Source organism: Tumebacillus lipolyticus, assembly GCF_042682745.1.
GTDB classification, from domain to species: Bacteria; Bacillota; Bacilli; order Tumebacillales; family Tumebacillaceae; genus Tumebacillus_A; species Tumebacillus_A lipolyticus.
The window spans coordinates 249999-268624 of sequence record NZ_JBHUIO010000008.1 but is presented as its reverse complement, the minus strand read 5'-3'; the positions used below and the strand labels follow the sequence as shown (position 1 = coordinate 268624).

At 59.8% G+C, this 18626-nt stretch carries 5 protein-coding genes; 2 read left to right on the top strand and 3 right to left on the bottom strand.

The annotated features are described in order from the left end of the window. Positions 1–150: 150 nt before the first annotated feature. Positions 151–13869 carry an amino acid adenylation domain-containing protein gene (locus tag ACFSOY_RS13780; protein ID WP_386047527.1) on the top strand — a complete coding sequence of 4573 codons (13719 nt, stop codon included), beginning with the start codon at positions 151–153 and terminating at the stop codon, positions 13867–13869. A 90-nt stretch (positions 13870–13959) separates the two neighbouring features. Here ACFSOY_RS13780 and ACFSOY_RS13775 read toward each other — a convergent pair whose 3' ends face one another. Then, positions 13960–14961, bottom strand: a complete 1002-nt coding sequence (locus ACFSOY_RS13775; RefSeq protein ID WP_386047525.1) for an ABC transporter permease — start codon at positions 14959–14961, stop codon at positions 13960–13962. Further along, positions 14945–15874 (bottom strand): ABC transporter ATP-binding protein, encoded by a 930-nt coding sequence (locus ACFSOY_RS13770; protein ID WP_386047523.1) that lies wholly within the window; start codon positions 15872–15874, stop codon positions 14945–14947. The genes ACFSOY_RS13775 and ACFSOY_RS13770 overlap by 17 nt, the downstream gene beginning before the upstream one ends. 84 nt (positions 15875–15958) lie before the next feature. Here ACFSOY_RS13770 and ACFSOY_RS13765 point away from each other — a divergent pair, with 84 nt between their 5' ends. Then, complete coding sequence (locus tag ACFSOY_RS13765; protein ID WP_386047522.1) at positions 15959–16792, top strand: GDSL-type esterase/lipase family protein; 834 nt, start codon at positions 15959–15961, stop codon at positions 16790–16792. Positions 16793–16998: 206 nt separating this feature from the next. On the opposite strand, the gene serS is transcribed toward ACFSOY_RS13765, so the two are convergent. Further along, complete coding sequence (gene serS / locus ACFSOY_RS13760) at positions 16999–18276, bottom strand: serine--tRNA ligase (RefSeq protein WP_386047520.1); 1278 nt, start codon at positions 18274–18276, stop codon at positions 16999–17001. Positions 18277–18626 lie beyond the last annotated feature (350 nt).

Sequence of the window (18626 nt, the reverse complement as noted above, 5' to 3'; positions counted from 1 at the left end):
TGTGTTTTTTATGGAAAAAACTTGTGGTATATTTTAATAATAGAGCCTGTAAAGAGTTAATCATACTATATTGGTATAATCTATCTTTTAGTAAAGCTCTCATTTTGCAGGACGATTTATCTAAATTTCTTAGGAAGGTGTAGGCGGGTTATGGGAATTGTAGTGCGAGGGGATCATTGGAAATCCTGCCTGGAAGCGGGCAAAGAGCCGACCACACTGCGTTTGCAGAGTGAGTTGCGACAGGAAGTGGGACACGGAACATTTGTAGCATCACTGTCGACTGAAATATCAGAAAAGTTTTATTTCTTAAATGGAACCCATCATGTGACTTGGGAATCGCTGTTTGAAAATGTTTGGGCGTTGTTGCTCAGCAGGTACAGCGGAGAGGAAGATGTCCTGTTTGGCAGCACGTTTGGCACTTCGGGGGTGCCCCTTCCTGTGCGGATCAAAATCGAGGAGGAAACCGGTGCCGCGCAGTGGATGCAACAGCTGCATGCGGAGCGCGAGGCGGTGCGAGATCAGCTGACCGCAACGCTGGAGGAGATTCGCGAGTGGTGTCAGATCGCGGAGGGGGAGCCGCTGTTTGAAATCGGCCTGTTCCTCAATGAAGAGCTGGGGGACCTGCGACTGCCGCTCGCGCTGATCGTGCGGGCAGGCCAGCAGTACCAGTTGGAGTTTGTGTATGAGCGAACGCAGTTTGCACCCGATGCGATCGAGCGGATGGCGAACCATTTTCAAAATCTTCTCCGCGCGATCCTTGAGCAGCCGGAGCAGAAAGTGGCCGACCTGTCGCTGCTCACACTGGAAGAGCAGCGGCTGATCGACGCTTGGACAGATACGCAGATCGACTATCGGAATGACGTCTGCCTGCACCAGCTGTTCGAGGAGCAAGTGGCTCGGCGACCCGATGCGATCGCAGCCGTTTGGGAGGAGCAGGTGCTGACCTACCGAGAGCTGAACGAACGTGCGAACCTCGTGGCACATCGCCTGCGGGAGTTGGGTGTGGAAGCCGATTCGCTGGTCGGCTTATGCGTGGAGCGCTCATTTGCCATGCTGATCGCGATGCTCGGCATCCTGAAAACGGGCGGCGGCTATGTAGCGCTCGATCCGGAGTACCCGACCGATCGGCTCGCGCTGATGATCGAAGATGCGAGCCTGAAGGCGGTGCTCACCACACGTCAGTTGGCCGAGCGACTGCCAGCGACGGAAGCGCACTTGCTGCTGCTTGAGGAGATTGTGTCGAGCGCGATGGAGGCGGGAGATCCTGATCGGCTGAAAAACCTGCCCTGCCATACCGCATCCGATCATCTCGCCTGCGTGATCTACACGTCCGGTTCGACCGGTCGTCCCAAAGGCGTCGGCATTTTGCATCGAGCGATCAGCCGCTTGGTGAAGCATACAGATTATTTGAATTTTACAGTGGAAGATCGGGTGGCGCAGGTGTCCAACTCTGCGTTTGATGCGGCGACGTTCGAAATCTGGGGCGCGTTGCTAAACGGTGCGCGAGCGGTCATCCTGTCCAAGGAGACGTTGCTCGATCCCCCGCGGTTAGCTGCTGCTATCAAGCGATATGAAGTGAGCACGATGCTGGTGACGACGGCGCTGTTCAACCAATTGGTCGATGCGGTGCCTGAGATGTTTCAGGGGATGCGCAACGTGCTGTTCGGCGGGGAGGCGGGCGACCCGAATCGGGTGCGCACACTGTTGAAAAAAGGTGGCCCTGAGCGGCTGTTGAACGCCTATGGTCCGACGGAGAGCACGACGATCGCCACCTGCCATCTGATCGAAGAGCTGGCAGAGGAGGCGACTGCGATTCCGATCGGCAAGCCGATCGCCAACACCACCCTCTACGTGCTCGACCGTCGCATGCGCCCAGTGCCGATCGGCGTGCCGGGCGAGCTGTATATCGGCGGCGACGGGTTGGCGAGAGGCTATCTGAACCGAGCGGATCTGACGGCAGAAAAGTTTGTGCCGCATCCGTTTTCGTCAGACCCGCAAGCTCGCCTGTACAAGACGGGCGATGCGGTGCGCTATCTGGCAGACGGTAATCTTGAGTTTATCGGGCGCATCGACTTCCAAGTGAAGATTCGCGGGTTCCGCATCGAGTTGGGCGAGATCGAAGAGGTGATCAAACGTAACCCCTACCTGCGCGATGTGTTGGTGTTGGCCCGCGAGGACGTGCCGGGGGAAAAGCGGTTGACCGGCTACCTCGTGCCGATCGAAGGGACTGACATTTCGTTTGGAGAGATGCGCGATTATCTGAAGAAACAGCTCCCAGCTTATATGGTGCCGTCCGCGTTCGTCATGCTGGACAGCCTGCCGCTGACGCCAAATGGCAAAGTGGATCGCAAGTCGTTGCCCGTGCCCGATTGGAGCGCGATCGAAGTGGAGGAGGCATACATCGCACCGCGCACCGAGGCGGAGCGGGCGTTGGCTGCGATCTGGTCGGACGTATTGCATCGTGAGCGCGTCGGAGCATCAGATAATTTCTTGGAGCTGGGTGGGCACTCGCTGTTGGCGACCCAGTTGATCTCCCGCGTGCGCCAGGAGCTGGGGGTCGAGCTGACCTATGCGCATTGTTTTGAGTTTCCGGTGCTTTCTGAGATGGCTGCGCTGCTCGGTGCGCAGATGAAGGTAGCGGCGAACGAGCAGATCGCCGTCAGCCGCGGGGAGACGATCCCGCTGTCGTTTGCGCAAAAACGGCTCTGGTTTATGCACGAGATGCATGGCGAGAATCCGATGTACAACCTGCCCTATCTGCTGCGGTTAAGCGGGCTGTTGGACAAGCGGGCGCTTGCGTTCAGCTTGGATCAACTTGTCGCTCGCCATGAGGTGTTGCGCACCACGTTTGCAGCTGGTGGTTCCGATCCTGTGCAGCGCGTGCGCCCAGCAGAGGCGGTGCGCATCGACGAGTTCGATCTGCGCGAGGTGTCGGAGAGCGAGCGGGAGGCGCAGGCGGCCGCCTTGGTGGCGGAGCTCGGGGCGCGTCCGATCGATCTGGTCGCAGGGCCTGTCTTCTCCGCAGCGCTGATCCAGCTGGCAGCAGAGGAACACCTGTTGCTTTTGCTGATGCACCACATCTCGGCGGACGGCTGGTCGATGGGCGTGCTCGCGCGCGAGCTGTCGATCGGGTACAGCCACCTTGCGAACGGCTCGCCGCTCGACTATCCGGCGCTTCCGATACAGTATGCAGACTATGCGATCTGGCAACAGGAGCATTCGACTGCGGCGCAGGATGAGCAACAGCTCGCTTATTGGCAGGAGCGGCTGGCGGGCGAACTTCCGGTGCTCGCGCTGCCGACCGACCATCCGCGCCCCGCTGTGTTCCGCTACCGGGGAGCGACCGAGCGGTACGGTCTGTCCGCAGAGCTGACCGCCAAGCTGCAAGCGCTGAGCAAGCGGATGGGCACTTCGCTGTATATGACGCTGTTGGCTGCATACAACACGCTGCTCGCCCGTTACTCCGGTCAGCAGGAGCTGATCGTCGGCACGCCGATCGCCGGGCGCAACCGGACCGACTTGGAAGGACTGATCGGCTTTTTCGTCAACATGTTGCCGCTACGGATCGATTTGAGCGAGGTGAGCGACTTCCCTGCGCTGTTGGAACAGGTGCGCGAGGTGACGCTCGGCGCCTATGCGCATCAGGACATCCCGTTTGAGCGCATGGTCGAGCTGGCGCAACAAGAGCGCGACCTGAGCCGAACGCCGCTGTTTCAAGCGGTGTTGATCCTGCAAAATCTGCCGGAGCAGAGCTGGCAGCTGCCCGGCTTGCAGATGCGAGCAGAGGCGGTCGAACATCGGACGGCCAAGTTTGACCTGATGTTCTCCTTGGAGGAGATAGATGGAAAATTGGACGGGTTTGTCGAGTACAACTCCGACCTGTTTGCGGCGCAGACGATCCAGCGGATGATCGGCTCATGGCAACTCCTCTTGGAAGCGATCTGCGAAGATTCGGCAAAACCGCTTCACGCCTATCCGCTGATGACTGCGCAAGAAGAGCAGCAACTGCTGGGAGCGTGGAACGAAACGGAGTCAGGCTATCCGCGGGAGCTGTGTGTGCATCAGCTGTTCGAACAGCAGGTACAGCGCACGCCGGAAGCGATCGCCGCCGTGTGGGAAGGGAGATCGCTGACCTATCGAGAGCTGAACGAGCAGGCGAATCGGGTCGCCTATCGCTTGCGGGAGCTGGGCGTACAGGCAGAAAGTCTGGTCGGCCTGAGCGTCGAGCGATCTTTCGACATGCTGATCGGGATGGTCGGCATCCTGAAAGCGGGTGGGGCGTACGTGCCGCTCGATCCGGAGTATCCGGCAGAGCGGCTGGCCTTGATGATCGAAGATGCGGAGTTGGCGGTGGTGATCACCACGAGTGAGCTGTCCGCACAGCTTCCGCAGGCGAAAGCGGAGTGGCTCCTGCTCGATGAGGTCAGGGCAGAACAGGTTGCCAACAGGGAAAACATCCCCTGCCAGTCGACAGCCGACCATCTCGCCTATGTGATCTACACGTCCGGCTCGACCGGTCGCCCGAAGGGGGCGGGCATTCCGCACCGCGCGATCGTCCGCTTGGTGCGCGATACCAACTATGTGCAATTTACGGCGACGGACAAGGTGGCGCAGGTGTCGAACGCTTCGTTTGATGCGGCGACGTTCGAGATCTGGGGCGCGTTGCTGAACGGAGCGCGAGTGGTGATCCTGTCAAAAGATACGCTGCTCAACCCGCCGCAACTGCTGCAAGCGGTGAGGGAGCAGGAGATCGACACGATGTTTGTGACCACCTCGCTGTTCAACCAGCTGGTCGACGAGGTGCCGGAGATGTTTCAGGGTATGCGCGATGTGCTGGTCGGCGGGGAGGCGTGCGATCCGAAGCGGATGCGAGCACTGCTGGAAAAGGCAGCGCCACAGCGGCTGTTAAATGCGTATGGGCCCACCGAGAGCACGACGTTTGCCGCTTGGTTCCAAATTGAAGCGGTGCCGGAGGATCTCGTTTCGATCCCGATCGGCAAGCCGCTGTCGAACACGACCCTCTATGTGCTCGACCGCCAGATGCAGCCCGTGCCGATCGGCGTGCCAGGGGAGCTGTACATCGGCGGCGACGGGTTGGCGAAAGGCTACCTGAACCGGCCTGAGCTGACGGCAGAAAAGTTTGTGCCGCATCCGTTCTCACCAGACCCGCAAGCGCGGCTGTACAAGACGGGCGATGCGGTGCGCTATCTGCCCGATGGAAACATCGAGTATCTCGGCCGCATCGACTTCCAAGTGAAGATTCGCGGGTTCCGCATCGAGTTGGGAGAGATCGAGGATGTGTTGAAGCGGCACGAGCTGGTGCGCGATGCGCTGGCGATGGCGCGTGAAGATGTGGCGGGCGAAAAGCGCTTGACCGTTTACGCAGTGCCCGTCGAAGCGGCAGATCTATCGAGCGAGGAGCTGAGCGATTATCTGAAGCAAACGCTCCCCGCCTATATGGTGCCGTCCGCGATTGTCATGCTGGACAGCCTGCCCTTGACGCCGAATGGCAAAGTGGATCGTCGCGCTTTACCGGTGCCGGAGCTGAATCGGGGCGCTGAAGAGATGCATGTTGAGCCGCGCACCGACGAGGAGCGAGTGTTGGCGACGATCTGGTCGGAGCTGCTGGGTGTCGAGCAGATCGGCGTGCACGACAATTTCTTTGATCTGGGCGGACACTCGCTGTTGGCGACCCGACTGATCTCGCATATCCGCCGAACTTTCGGAGTCGAACTTCCGCTGAAAATCTGTTTTGAAGCGCCGACTGTGGAGGAGATGTGTCATGAGATCCGCAAGGCGACAGAAGAGGTCGTCGGCGACAAGATCGTACCGATCGCCCGCAACCAGCAGTTCCCGCTGTCCTTTGCCCAACAGCGGCTGTGGTTCATGGCCCAATACGATCCGAACAGCCCGATGTACAGCATGCCCTATCTGCTCAGAATGAGGGGCGATCTCGATCTGCCTGCACTTGAGCGCAGTCTGGCGGAGATCGTGCGCCGCCATGAAGCGCTGCGCACAACGTTTGCCACCGTGGAGGATCATCCGGTGCAGGTGTTCCACGAGCAGATGCCTGTCTCGCTGACCCTGCATGACCTGAGCGCTCAACCAGATCAGCAGCGTGCAGATCGAGCGGATCGTTTGCTGAGGGAGTTGGCGCGCACACCGTTCGATTTAGAAAAAGGGCCGCTGTGGCGAGTCGATGTGGCGCGCTTGACGGAGCGCGAGCATTGGATGCTGTTGAACATGCACCACATCGTCTCCGATGGATGGTCGATCAGCATCTTTGCGGACGAGCTGTCAAAATTGTACGGACAGCATGCGGGCGGTGAGGCGGCACAGCTGCCAGAGTTGCAGGTGCAGTATGCAGACTTTTCCGTCTGGCAACGCGATTGGTTGCAAGGGGAAGTTCGGAAGCAGCAGGCAGACTATTGGCAAGCGGCACTCGGGGGTGAACTGCCCGTTCTCAACCTGCCGACCGACAGACTGCGCCCGGCGAAGTTTAGCCACCGCGGTGCGTACGTGCCGTTTGCGCTGTCTGCCGAGTTGACGCAAAAGCTGATCGAGCAGAGCAAGCGAGCAAATGCGACATTGTTCATGACACTGCTCTCCGCGTTCAATCTGCTGCTCTCCCGCTACTCCGGTCAGGAGGACATCGTCGTCGGCACGCCGATCGCCGGGCGCAACCGCGTGGAGATCGAAGGATTGATCGGCTTTTTTGTCAACATGTTGCCGATTCGCACCGATCTGGCGGGCGCAGGCGATTTTCACGAGCTGGTCGAGCGCGTGCGCGAGGTGACCTTGAGCGCTTTCACCTATCAGGACATGCCGTTCGAACAGCTGGTGGAGCTGGTGCAGGCGGAGCGAGACCCGAGCCGCACGCCGTTGTTCCAAGCGGTGATGATGCTGCAAAACATGGAGGAGAACACGTGGAACCTGCCTGGGCTGAGCTTAGAATTGCAGCCTTTTGAGGGAGGGACATCCAAGTTCGATCTCAGCTTTTCGCTGACGCATCAGGAAGATCAGCTTACGGGGACGGTCGAATATTGTACCGATCTGTTCGAAGCGGAAACGATCCTGCGCATGATCATGTCGTGGCAGACACTGTTGGAGGCGGTCTGTGACGATCCGACCAGACCGCTCCACGCCTACCCGCTGCTGGCACCGGAAGCGGAGCGGCAGATGATCGGTGAATGGAACGAGACGCAGCGGGATTATCCGCGCGACCTCTCTTTGCAACAGCTGTTCGAACAGCAAGCAGCATGCGCTCCAGATGCGATCGCGGCGATGTGCGACGATCGGTCGATCACCTATCGGGAGCTGAACGAGCGAGCGAACATCGTGGCGCATCGATTGCGCAAGGCTGGGGTGATGACAGAATCGCTGGTCGGCCTGTGCATCGAGCGCTCCTTCGAAATGCTGGTCGGGCTGCTCGGCATTCTCAAAGCGGGCGGCGTGTACGTTCCGCTCGATCCGGACTACCCGACAGAACGGCTGGCGCTGATGATCGAGGATGCGGAGCTTGCGGTGATCGTGTCCGATCGGAAGATGGCGCCGCTACTGCCGCCGTCGACTGCTGAACTGCTGCTGTTGGATCAGATCGAACAGGAGATGCAGGAGGCGGGTGCGGAACGAGAAAATCCACCTTGTCTGACCACTGGTGACCATCTTGCCTATGTGATCTACACGTCCGGCTCGACCGGTCGACCGAAAGGGGTCTGCATCACGCAGCGGGCGATCGCCCGCTTGGTGCTGAACAACGATTATTTGACGATCACGCCGGAGGATCGGATCAGCCAAGGAGCCAACTCCGCTTTCGATGCGGCGATCTTTGAGATCTGGGGCGCATTGCTTCACGGGGCGCGGATGGTGATGTTGACCAAGGAGATTTTGCTGAACCCGGCCAAGCTGACAGCGGAGGTCGATCGACAGCAGCTCAACATTCTGTTTGTCACGACCGCGCTGTTCAACCAGCTGGTCGATGAAGTGCCGGAGATGCTCGGCGAGCGGCGGGCGGTGCTGTTCGGAGGGGAAGCGTGCGATCCGAAGCGCGTGAGGTCGTTGCTCGAACAGGGCGGGCCGGAGCGGCTGCTGCACATGTACGGGCCGACGGAGAGCACGACGTATGCCACTTGGCATTTGATCGAGGAGGTGCCAGCCGGCGCGCTGACAGTTCCGATCGGCAAGCCGATCGCCAACACGACCGCCTATGTGCTCGACAGTCATCAGCAGCCGGTGCCGATCGGGGTGCCAGGCGAACTGTACCTCGGCGGCGACGGGCTGGCGCGCGGTTACTACAATCGTCCGGAGCTGACGGCGGAGAAATTTGTCCCGCACCCGTTCTCCTCCGATCCGCAAGCTCGCCTGTACCGGACGGGCGATTCGGTTCGCTTCCTGGCGGACGGCAGCATTGAGTTTATCGGCCGGATCGATTATCAGGTGAAGATTCGCGGTTTCCGCATCGAGCTGGGGGAGATCGAAGAGGTGCTGCTGCGCCACGAGCTGGTTCGCGATGCGATCGTCTTAGCGCGTGAAGATGTGCCAGGCGATAAGCGTCTGGTCGCCTATGTGGTTGCAGACGAGGAGCCTGAAGCGGTGAATCAACAGCTGCGAGTCTACTTGAAAGCGCAGCTCCCACCCTACATGGTGCCCTCTGCGATCGTCGCGCTGCGAGCATTCCCGCTGACCGCAAACGGAAAGGTTGACCGGCGCGCGCTGCCAGAGCCAGCGCACGAGCGGCTGGGTAGCGAATTTACCGCACCGCAGACCGCTCAGGAGCTTCAGCTGGCTGCGATCTGGTCAGATCTGCTGCGCGTCGATCCGGTCGGCATTCATGACAACTTCTTTGAACTGGGCGGCCATTCGCTGTTGGCCACACAGCTGATCTCGCGCATGCGCCATGCGTTTGCGATCGAACTGCCGCTCAGCGCCTGCTTCGATCGGCCGACGATCGCCGAGATGTCCCAGCTGCTCGAACCTGATCGATCGGAGCGCTTGGAGGAGCAGATCGGCAGACAGGAGCGCGGGGTCATCTTGCCGATGTCATTCGCCCAGCAAAGGCTGTGGTTTATGCACCAGCTCGACCCCGACAGCCCGATGTACAATATGCCGCACCTGTTGCGCTTACAAGGCAGGTTGGATCTATCCGCCTTAAAGCGGAGCCTCGATCAGCTGCTGGATCGCCATGAATCGTTGCGCACCGCGTTTGCCGCAGATGGAGATCAGCCAAGACAGATCGTCTTGGCGACTGGATCGCAGCGGATGCAGGTGATCGACCTCTCCTACATGCAGGACATGGAGCGCCAGGCGGACGTCGAGCGGCTGTTGCAGGAGGAGGCGAATCGCCGTTTCGACCTGACTGCAGGCCCGCTGTTTACCGTTTTGCTGATCAGACTGGCGGAGGAGGAGCACCTGCTGCTGCTGAACAAACATCACATCATCTCAGACGGCTGGTCGTTTAGCGTGTTGACCCGCGAGCTGTCCGCCTTGTATGAAGCGGAAGTGACAGGAGCTGCCTGCCACCTCGATCCTTTGCCGATCCAGTATACAGACTTTGCGATCTGGCAGCGGAACAGACTGCAGGGCGAGGTGATCGATCGACTGCACAGCTATTGGCAAGAGCAGTTGGGCGGGGAATTGCCGATTCTCGATCTGCAGACAGACCGCCCGCGGCCACCTGTGCTCAGCTATCGCGGGGCAGTCTTACCGTTTGAGTTGTCGGAGAACGTGACCGCACAATTGGTCAAGCTGAGCCGCGAAGCGGGAGCCACCCTGTTCATGACGCTGCTGGCAGCTTTCAATACGCTGTTGTACCGCTATACCGGCCAGGAGGATATCGTCGTCGGCTCGCCGATCGCGGGGCGCAACCGAGCGGAGCTGGAAGGGCTGATCGGCTTTTTCGTCAACATGCTGCCGCTGCGCACCGACCTGTCGGGCGACGTGACGTTCCGCGAGCTGATCGGGCGGGTACGCAAAACGACCCTCGATGCGTATGCGCATCAGGAGGTGCCATTTGAACAGTTGGTCGATCTGCTCAAGGTGGAGCGCGACCCGAGCAGAAGCCCGCTCTTCCAAGCGGTGATGATCCTGCAAAACATTCCAGATCAAACGTGGCACCTGCCGGGGCTCACGATGCAGCAAGAGCCGTACACGGGCCAGACGTCCAAGTTTGACCTCACCTTCTCGATGCAAGAGAGCGGGGAGCGAATCGGCGGCATGGTCGAGTACAACACCGACCTGTACGATCGGGAGACGGTGGCGCGGATGATCGAGCATTGGCAGATGCTCCTGCTTGCGATCGCCGAGGATTCGGACAGACCGATCCACAGGCTGTCGATGCTCGGGGCGGAGGAGCGGCAGACGCTGCTGTCCGAATGGAGCAAGGTGGAGTCAGACTATCCGAAAGACAGCTGCGTGCACGAGCTGTTCGAAGCGCAAGTGAAGCGAACGCCAGATCGACCGGCCGTCTTCTTCGGCGCAGAGCAGCTGACCTATCAGGAGCTGAACGAGCGTGCGAATCGACTGGCGCGCCGTCTGCGCAGCAAAGGGGTCGGCCCAGATCGCGGAGTAGGCATCAGCGTCGAGCGGTCGTTCGATCTGATCGTGGGGATGCTGGGGATTCTCAAGGCGGGAGGCGCCTATGTGCCGCTCGATCCGGAGTATCCGCAGCAGCGCCTGGCGATGATGATCGAAGACGCGGAATTGTCGATCGTGTTGACCCAGGAAAAACTGTTGGCAGATCTTCCCCCGACCTCGGCGGAGATGATCTGCTTGGATCGCGACTGGGCGTGGATCGAGCAGGAGGACGGAGACGATCTGTCCTGTCAGACCGGACCGGAACAGCTCGTCTATGTGATCTATACGTCAGGCTCGACCGGCCGACCGAAAGGGGTCAGCATCCCTCATCGAGCTGTCAACCGCTTGGTCAAGAACACCAACTTCGCTCAGTTTGAGCAGACCGATCGGATCGGACAGGTCGCCAACTCCGCGTTTGACGCGGCGACCTACGAAATCTGGGGAGCGCTGCTCAACGGCGGCAGTCTGGTCATCCTGCCGAAAGAGGTGGTGTTGCAACCGCAAGAGTTTGCCACCGCGATTCGCGAGCAGGGCATCACCTCGATGTTCTTGACGGTCGCGCTGTTCAACCAGATGGCGCAGAGCGTACCTGACGCCTTTGGCACGATGCGCGATCTGATCGTCGGAGGCGATGCGCTCGATCCGAAATGGGTGAAAGAGGTGTTGCGCAGCGGTGGGCCAGAGCGACTGCTCAACGGATACGGCCCGACGGAGAGCACGACGTTCGCCGTGTGGCACCTGATCGAAGCGGTGCCAGAAGGAGCGGTGTCGATTCCGATCGGGCGACCGCTCGCCAACACCGAACTGTACGTTTTGGATCGCAACTTGCAGCCGGTGCCGATCGGCGTGCCGGGCGAGCTGTACATCGGGGGAGACGGGTTGGCGCTCGGCTATCTGAACCGACCGGAGCTGACGGAGGAGCGATTCATTCCCCATCCGTTCACCAGCGATCGGAGCGCTCGGCTGTACAAGACGGGCGACCGGGTGCGCTACTTGGCGGATGGCAACATCGAGTTTATCGGCAGGGTCGACTTCCAAGTCAAGATTCGCGGGTTCCGGATTGAGCCGGGCGAGGTGAAGGAAGTGTTGCTCCATCATGCGGATGTGCAGGATGCGCTGGTGATGGTGCGCGAGGATCGACCGGGCGACAAGCGGTTGGTCGCCTATGTGGTCACCACAGGTGCCGAAAGCGCAACGTCCGCTCGCCTGCGCGTCTGGCTGAAAGACAAGCTGCCCGCCTACCTGGTGCCGTCGGCGATCGTCGTGGTCGAGTCGTTCCTGCTGACGCCAAACGGCAAGGTCGATCGCCAAGCGCTGCCAAAGCCGGAAGATGTGCAGATCGTCGCAGAGGCGGGGCTTTCGGTACCGCAAGCAGGTCTTGAGCATGAGCTGGTCAGCATCTGGCGCGAAGTGTTACAAGTCGAACGGGTCGGGCTGGACGATAATTTCTTCGACCTCGGCGGGCACTCGTTGCTGCTGACGACCGCGCATCAAAAAATCCAAGCGGCAGTCGGGCGCACCTTCCCGCTGGTGACGATGTTTAAGCACTCGACCATCCGCTCGCTGATGAGCTATCTCGGCCACGATGCGGAGTCTCGTCCCGCTGTGGCCAAGCGATCGAAGCCACGCCTCGCCGCCTCCGACTCGTCGGCAGTCGCGATCATCGGGATGTCGGGACGCTTCCCCGATGCGAACGATGTGGAGCAGTTCTGGCAAAACATCGTGGGCGGCGTCGAGTCGGTGCAGTTCTTCCCCGAAGCGAAGCCGGCGCTGGACATCCCTGGCATGGTGATGGCAGGTGCGATGCTCGACCGCCCAGAGGAGTTTGATCCGGAATTTTTCGGCATGAGCCAAGCGCAGGCAGAGCTGACCGATCCGCAGCAGCGCCTGCTGCTCGAATGCGCGTGGGAAGCGCTGGAGAGCGCCGGCTACAATCCACGTCGCGGAGACGAGCGGATCGCCCTCTATGCGGCGAGCGGGGAAAACACGTACAGCCAGCTGGTGTTCGCCAACCCGAGCGTGCTGGAAAACCCGGACAACATCCTGCACGTCTCCTGGGGCAACGATTCGAACTTCCTGACGACGCGCATCTCCTACCTGCTCAACTTGCGAGGCCCGAGCCTCTCGGTGCAGACAGCCTGCACCGGTTCGGCGGTGGCGATCCATCTGGCCTGCAAGAGCCTGCTCGCCGGGGAATGCGACATGGCGCTCGCCGGAGGGACCAACGTGAAAGTGCCGCAGAAACAAGGGTACTTAGCGTTTGAAGGCGGGCCATACTCGGTGGATGGCCGCAACTGCAAACCGTTCGATGCGACCACGGCGGGCGCTTTCACCGGCGAAGCGGTCGGCACGCTCCTGCTGAAAAGGCTGGAGGACGCGCAAAACGATGGCGACACGATCCACGCGGTCTTCCGTGGGACGGCGATCAACAACGATGGCGCGGAGAAGGTCGGCTACATGGCGCTGAGCATGGAGGGGATCGAGCGAGTGGTGACCGAGGCGATCGAGCAGGCGGGCATCGAACCGAGCACGGTGACGGCGATCACCGCGCACGGGATGGGGACGCCGCTCGGCGATGCGATCGAAGCGACCGCGCTGACGCAAGCGTACGCAGCGGAAGGGTGGACGCCGAACACGGTCGCCCTGCACTCGATCAAGCCGAACATCGGGCATACGGCGGTCTCGGCTGGCGTCGCCAACGTCATCCAGACGGTGATGGCGCTCAAGGCGAAAACGTTGCCGCCGACGCTGCATTTTGAGCAGCCCAACCCGCAGATCGACTTTGCGAACAGCCCGCTCTATGTGAGCGCAGCAGCGCGGGAGTGGAAGACGGCTGACGGCGTGCCGAGGCGTGCGGGCATCAACTCGTTTGCGATGGGCGGCACCAACGCCCACCTGATCCTCGAAGAAGCGCCCGTACAGCAGTCGGAATCTTCAGAGCGGAACAGCCATCTGCTGATCCTGTCGGCCAAAACGCCGAGCGCTCTGCAGAAGATGGCGCAGCGCCTCGCCGACCATCTGACGGTTGCTCCAGAAATCGAGCTGGCAGATGTGGCCTATACGCTCCAGCTTGGACGAGCGGAGTTTGAACACCGCTTCGCCGTTCGATGCGCCACCCGCGAGGAGGCGATCGAGCGACTGCAGGCACCGCAACAGGAGATCGACGATCTTGATGTTCAAAAGTGGCTGCTGGGCGAGACGGTCGATTGGACGGCGCAGTATGCGGAGGAAAGGCGACGCCGCATTCCGCTGCCCACCTATCCGTTCGAAAAGAGAGCCTGCCTGGCAGGACAGTAACAGCTTTCCATACAAAAAGGGCGAGGCTTCCCAAGAGAAGCCTCGCCCTTTCATTTGATTGCTGCTTTCTAAACAGATGTCCGGCCAAACTTATGCCAGCACATCGCGCTTGGTAAACGACAGGAAGGAGAGCGCCAGCGCCGCAGCCGACCAGATCGCCAGCGCCGCCAGCGAATAGTTGAGCGTCAGCCCTTCGACGGCGACAGGCACGCCGTTAATATAGTCGGTCAGGCGCAGATGCGTGGTGAACACATATTTGGTCAGCGGGAAATCGCTGGCCATCTGCCCCATGATGCTCCCACCGATCAACAGGGCGAGCATCACGCCCATCCCGGTCGCAGTGCCCCGCACCAGAACGGATACCATAAAGGAGAGCGTCGCCACCGCGATCGCGGCGATCCAGCCGAGCCCATAGTTCATCAACAGCAGGTGCCAGTGCGGGATCATCTGCACAGCGCTCGTATCGAACGTGCCGTTGACGATGGTGAAGCCGGTAAACATCGGCGCATCCCATCCCGCGTAGCCGAAGAAGAGCCCGGAGACGAGGAAGGAGATCACCCCCATCACGACGACCGTAAGCGTCGTGAAGATCATCAAGGTCAAAAATTTGCTCAGCAGAATCTTCCAGCGCTTGACCGGTCGAGTCAGCAGCAGCTTGATCGTCCCATCCTGTAGCTCCGACGAGACGATATCTGTCGCCACGACGACGACGAGCAGCGGCAGGAACAGCGAGATGCCAAACTGCATGAAAATTCGCGTGAAAGAGGTGGCGCCAGGCTCGGACGGATTGATGTTGCGCTCAAGGTAGTATTTGTTTTGCTCAAGGCGCATCTCCAGCGTTTTTCTCCGATCGTCCTGCATCGTGGGTGAGGCGAGACGTCGCTCCGTCTCGACGATCTCCTGTCCGAGCTCCGCCCGCCAGTCGGTGACGCCGCTTTGCGCCTTGACCCGCTCCTGCTGGGTGTACTGCCCATAGGCGAACAGGGGAATCAGCACGGCGAGGATCAGCAGGACGACGAGAAAGCGCTTCTTGCGCAACACTTTCAGCGTCTCGTTGCGCGTCAGCAGATAGAGGTTACGCAATCGAATCACCTCCCGTGATCTGCAGGAACAGCTCTTCTAACTGACCTTGCACCTGCACGCCGTACAGCTTGACGTTCGCTTCGATCAACAGCTGGTTGCACGCTGCTGTCTGCTCAGGGGTCAACAGGGCGACGAGCTTGTTGTCGCCCAGCGGCTCGACCCGATCGGCGCCGACCTCTTCGGCGAGCAGGCGCATGGCGAGGTCGCGCGAATCGACCGTCCACTCGACGCGGTTGGTGCCGGTGTGCACGATCTCCTCCACCGTCGCCACCTTGACGATCTCCCCGTTGGAGAGGATCGCCACCCGATCGCACATCATCTGCACCTCAGCCAGCATGTGGGAGGAGACGAACACCGCCAGGCCTTCCGCCTGTGCGAGATGGCGGATAAACTCGCGCAATTCGCGAATCCCCGCCGGGTCGAGCCCGTTGGTCGGCTCGTCCAAGATCAGAAGCTTCGGGCGGGCGAGCAGCGCTTGGGCGATCCCTAAGCGCTGGCGCATGCCGAGCGAATACGTCTTGACTTTGTCATGGATGCGACCTTCCATGCGCACCAGTCGCACGACCTCGTCGATTCGCTCATCGGGCAGGTCGAGCATGCGGGCGAAGTGCTCCAAGTTTTGCCAGCCGGTCATATACTTATACAGTTCAGGGTTCTCGACGATGCAGCCGACACAGCGCATCGCCTCCAGAAAATCCTTTTGCACATCATGGCCGCCGATCAGCACGTGGCCGGCAGTCGGCTTGATCAGGCCGACGATCATGCGGATGGTCGTCGTCTTGCCCGCTCCGTTCGGGCCGAGAAAGCCGAACACCTCTCCTGCAAACACGTCAAACGTGATGTTTTTTACGATCGTGCGCCGCCTGATCGTCTTTTGCAAGTTGCGCACAGACAGGGCGACTGGACGTTGTTTATCGTTCAAGAGCAGATCCTCCTAGCTTGTGAAAAGTTGCGAAAAGGTGCTTCTTCTATGATACACTAAAGAAAGGAGGTGCCCTATCATAAGATGAAGAAAAAACGTTCTTTTCTCTGGGGCAGCGTGTTGACGCTCGCTCTTGCCAGCGTGGTGGTGCTCGGTGGAGGGTTTTTCCTCGCCCTGACCCAGACTGGCGATGTGACCTCGTCGCTCCCAGCTGCGGAAGCGCCCGCTGGTCAAGATGTACAACCGACCGTGGCGACAGACGCAAAAGGAGCGGACTCCAACCTGATCGTCGCGATCGGCGACTCGCTGACCAAAGGGGTAGGCGATACGTCGGGCAAAGGATATGTGGGCAATCTGAAGTCCCGCCTTGAGGCGTCCGGTCAGCAGGTCCAAGTCCAAAACCTCGGCATCAGCGGGCTTGAGTCTGCGGAGCTTGCGAAGTCGGTGCAAAACCCAGGCGTCCAGCAGTATTTTCACGATGCAAAGCTGATCATGGTCTCGATCGGAGGCAATGACATCACCCACTCGATCGGTGGAGTGGATAAAATTATCAACCTGAAGAGCATCGACGAGGCTGCCATCCTCGCCACGCAAAAAGAGTATACGAAAAATGTGGAGCAGGTGTTGACCACCATTCGCAAGAGCAACCAGAAGGCGCCGATCATCATCCTCGGTCTATACAATCCGTTTGAAGGGCTGTTTGAGGATCAGGGAGCGTCGGAGCAGCTGCTGCTCGGGTGGAACGACAACCTGCGTCAGCTCGCGCAATCCTTCCAGCAGGTCAAAGTGGTGCCGATGTTCGATCTGTTCCAGTGGAACAACGATTCGCTGCTGTCGTTCGATCATTTTCATCCGAACAATGAGGGATATGACAGGATGGCGGAGCGAATTTTCAATAGCTTGCCGAAAAGCAAATGATGAGCATCCCCGGCTGTGCGGGGATGCTTCTTTTGTTGCGGGGCTGTGTTAGAAGAGATCGGCGTTTTCTGGAGCGAGGCATGAGCATTGTTCGATACTGGAAAAAATACATCGAGCGCGGCTTGGTTATTGAGGCGATCCAGCGCGCAGATCATAAAAAAAGACCGCCAGCTGATCTCTGGCGGTCTTGCTCGTTCGTGGGTGACTTACTGCGGTTTGATCTCTTCCACGCCGTTCATGTAGGGGCGCAGCGCCTGCGGAATGTAGATCGTGCCGTCCGGGCGCTGATGGTTCTCAAGCAGCGGGATCAGGATGCGCGGCGTCGCCACCGCCGTGTTGTTCAAGGTGTGGCAATAGTGCAGCTGTCCGTTCTCATCCCGGTAGCGGATGTTCGAGCGACGCGCTTGGAATTCGAGCAGGTTGGACGCCGATTGCGTCTCCCCGTAGCTTTCGCGGCTCGGCATCCACGTCTCGATGTCATACTTTTTGTACACGCCCTGCCCGATGTCCCCTGTGCAGACGGCGACGACGCGGTAGGGAAGCTCCAGCAAATGCAACAGGTCTTCCGCATTTTTCAAGATCTCCTGCAGCATCTGCTCCGACAGCTCCGGATCGTTTTTGCAGAGGACGACCTGTTCCACCTTGGCGAACTGATGCACGCGGTACAGCCCGCGCACGTCGCGACCTGCCGAACCTGCTTCGCTGCGGAAACAGTTGGAAACGCCAGCCAGGCGCACCGGTTGTTCCACATCGATCACCTCGCCGCTGAAGTAGGAGATCAGCGGCACTTCCGAAGTGCCGACCAGATATTTTTGATCCTCCAGCGCGTAGGTCTGATCCAAGCCGAGCGGGAAGAAGCCGGTGTTGGTGAACATCTCTTCACGCACCATCAGCGGCACGTCCATCGCGGTAAACCCGCGCTTGGTCAGCAGGTCGAGGGCGAGCGATTGCACCGCCCGATGCAGGTAGGCACCAATTCCTTTTAAGAAGTAGTTGCGGGTGCCCGCCACTTTGACGCCGCGCGGGATGTCGAACAGGTCGTACTTCTCGCCCAGGGTCACATGGTCGAGCGGAGGCGCTTCAAACGTCGGAACCTCGCCCACGCGGCGCAGCTCCACGTTGTCCGCATCCGACTCTCCGATCGGCGTGTCGGGCGAGATGATGTTCGGCACGCGCAGCATCAGGTTGCGCAGGTTGGCTTCCACCTCGCCGAGCGAGTTTTCAAGCGACGAGATGTGCACGTTGATGCGGCGCACTTCCTCTTTCGTCTGCTCCATCTCCTCTTTCTTGCCCTGCTTGGCCAGTTGCGGCATCGACTGCGACAGCTGGTTGCGCTGCATGCGGTACTGCTCCAGATCCTGCAGGATGGTGCGGCGCTCCTTGTCGAACGCCAGCAGGTCGGCGATCGAGATCTCGATGCCCTTTTGCTGCGCGATCTGCTGAACTCGCTCCGCCTCTTCGCGAATCAAACGAATGTCTAACATGATCCTCACTCCTTTTCCCAATATAAAAAGCGCCCTCATCCTGTTGGGACGAGGAGCGCTGTCTCGCGGTGCCACCCAATTTGATCAGACTCGATCGGCCCTCAGGCCGAGCGAAAATCTGATCCTCTCGCACTGCTGTAACGGGCAGTACCCGGTCCGCTTAGAGGGACGATCCACACGAGATCGACCCCGGTCACAGACACCTCCGAGTTGGATGCTCTTCACCGGTATAATTCCGCTCTGAACTTGATTTTTTCTATTATACGGTAGGATGCTATGAAATGACAACGGTTATTCTTTTTCCCAGCGATTGTTTCGCCATTTCGGGAAAACATGTACAATAGATACGC

What these genes read in the sequence shown, in the direction of transcription:
- ACFSOY_RS13765 (WP_386047522.1), top strand. Translation starts at nt 15,959, where the DNA reads ATGAAGAAAAAACGTTCTTTTCTCTGGGGCAGCGTGTTGACGCTCGCT.
- ACFSOY_RS13780 (WP_386047527.1), top strand. Translation starts at nt 151, where the DNA reads ATGGGAATTGTAGTGCGAGGGGATCATTGGAAATCCTGCCTGGAAGCG.
- serS (WP_386047520.1), bottom strand. Translation starts at nt 18,276, where the DNA reads ATGTTAGACATTCGTTTGATTCGCGAAGAGGCGGAGCGAGTTCAGCAG.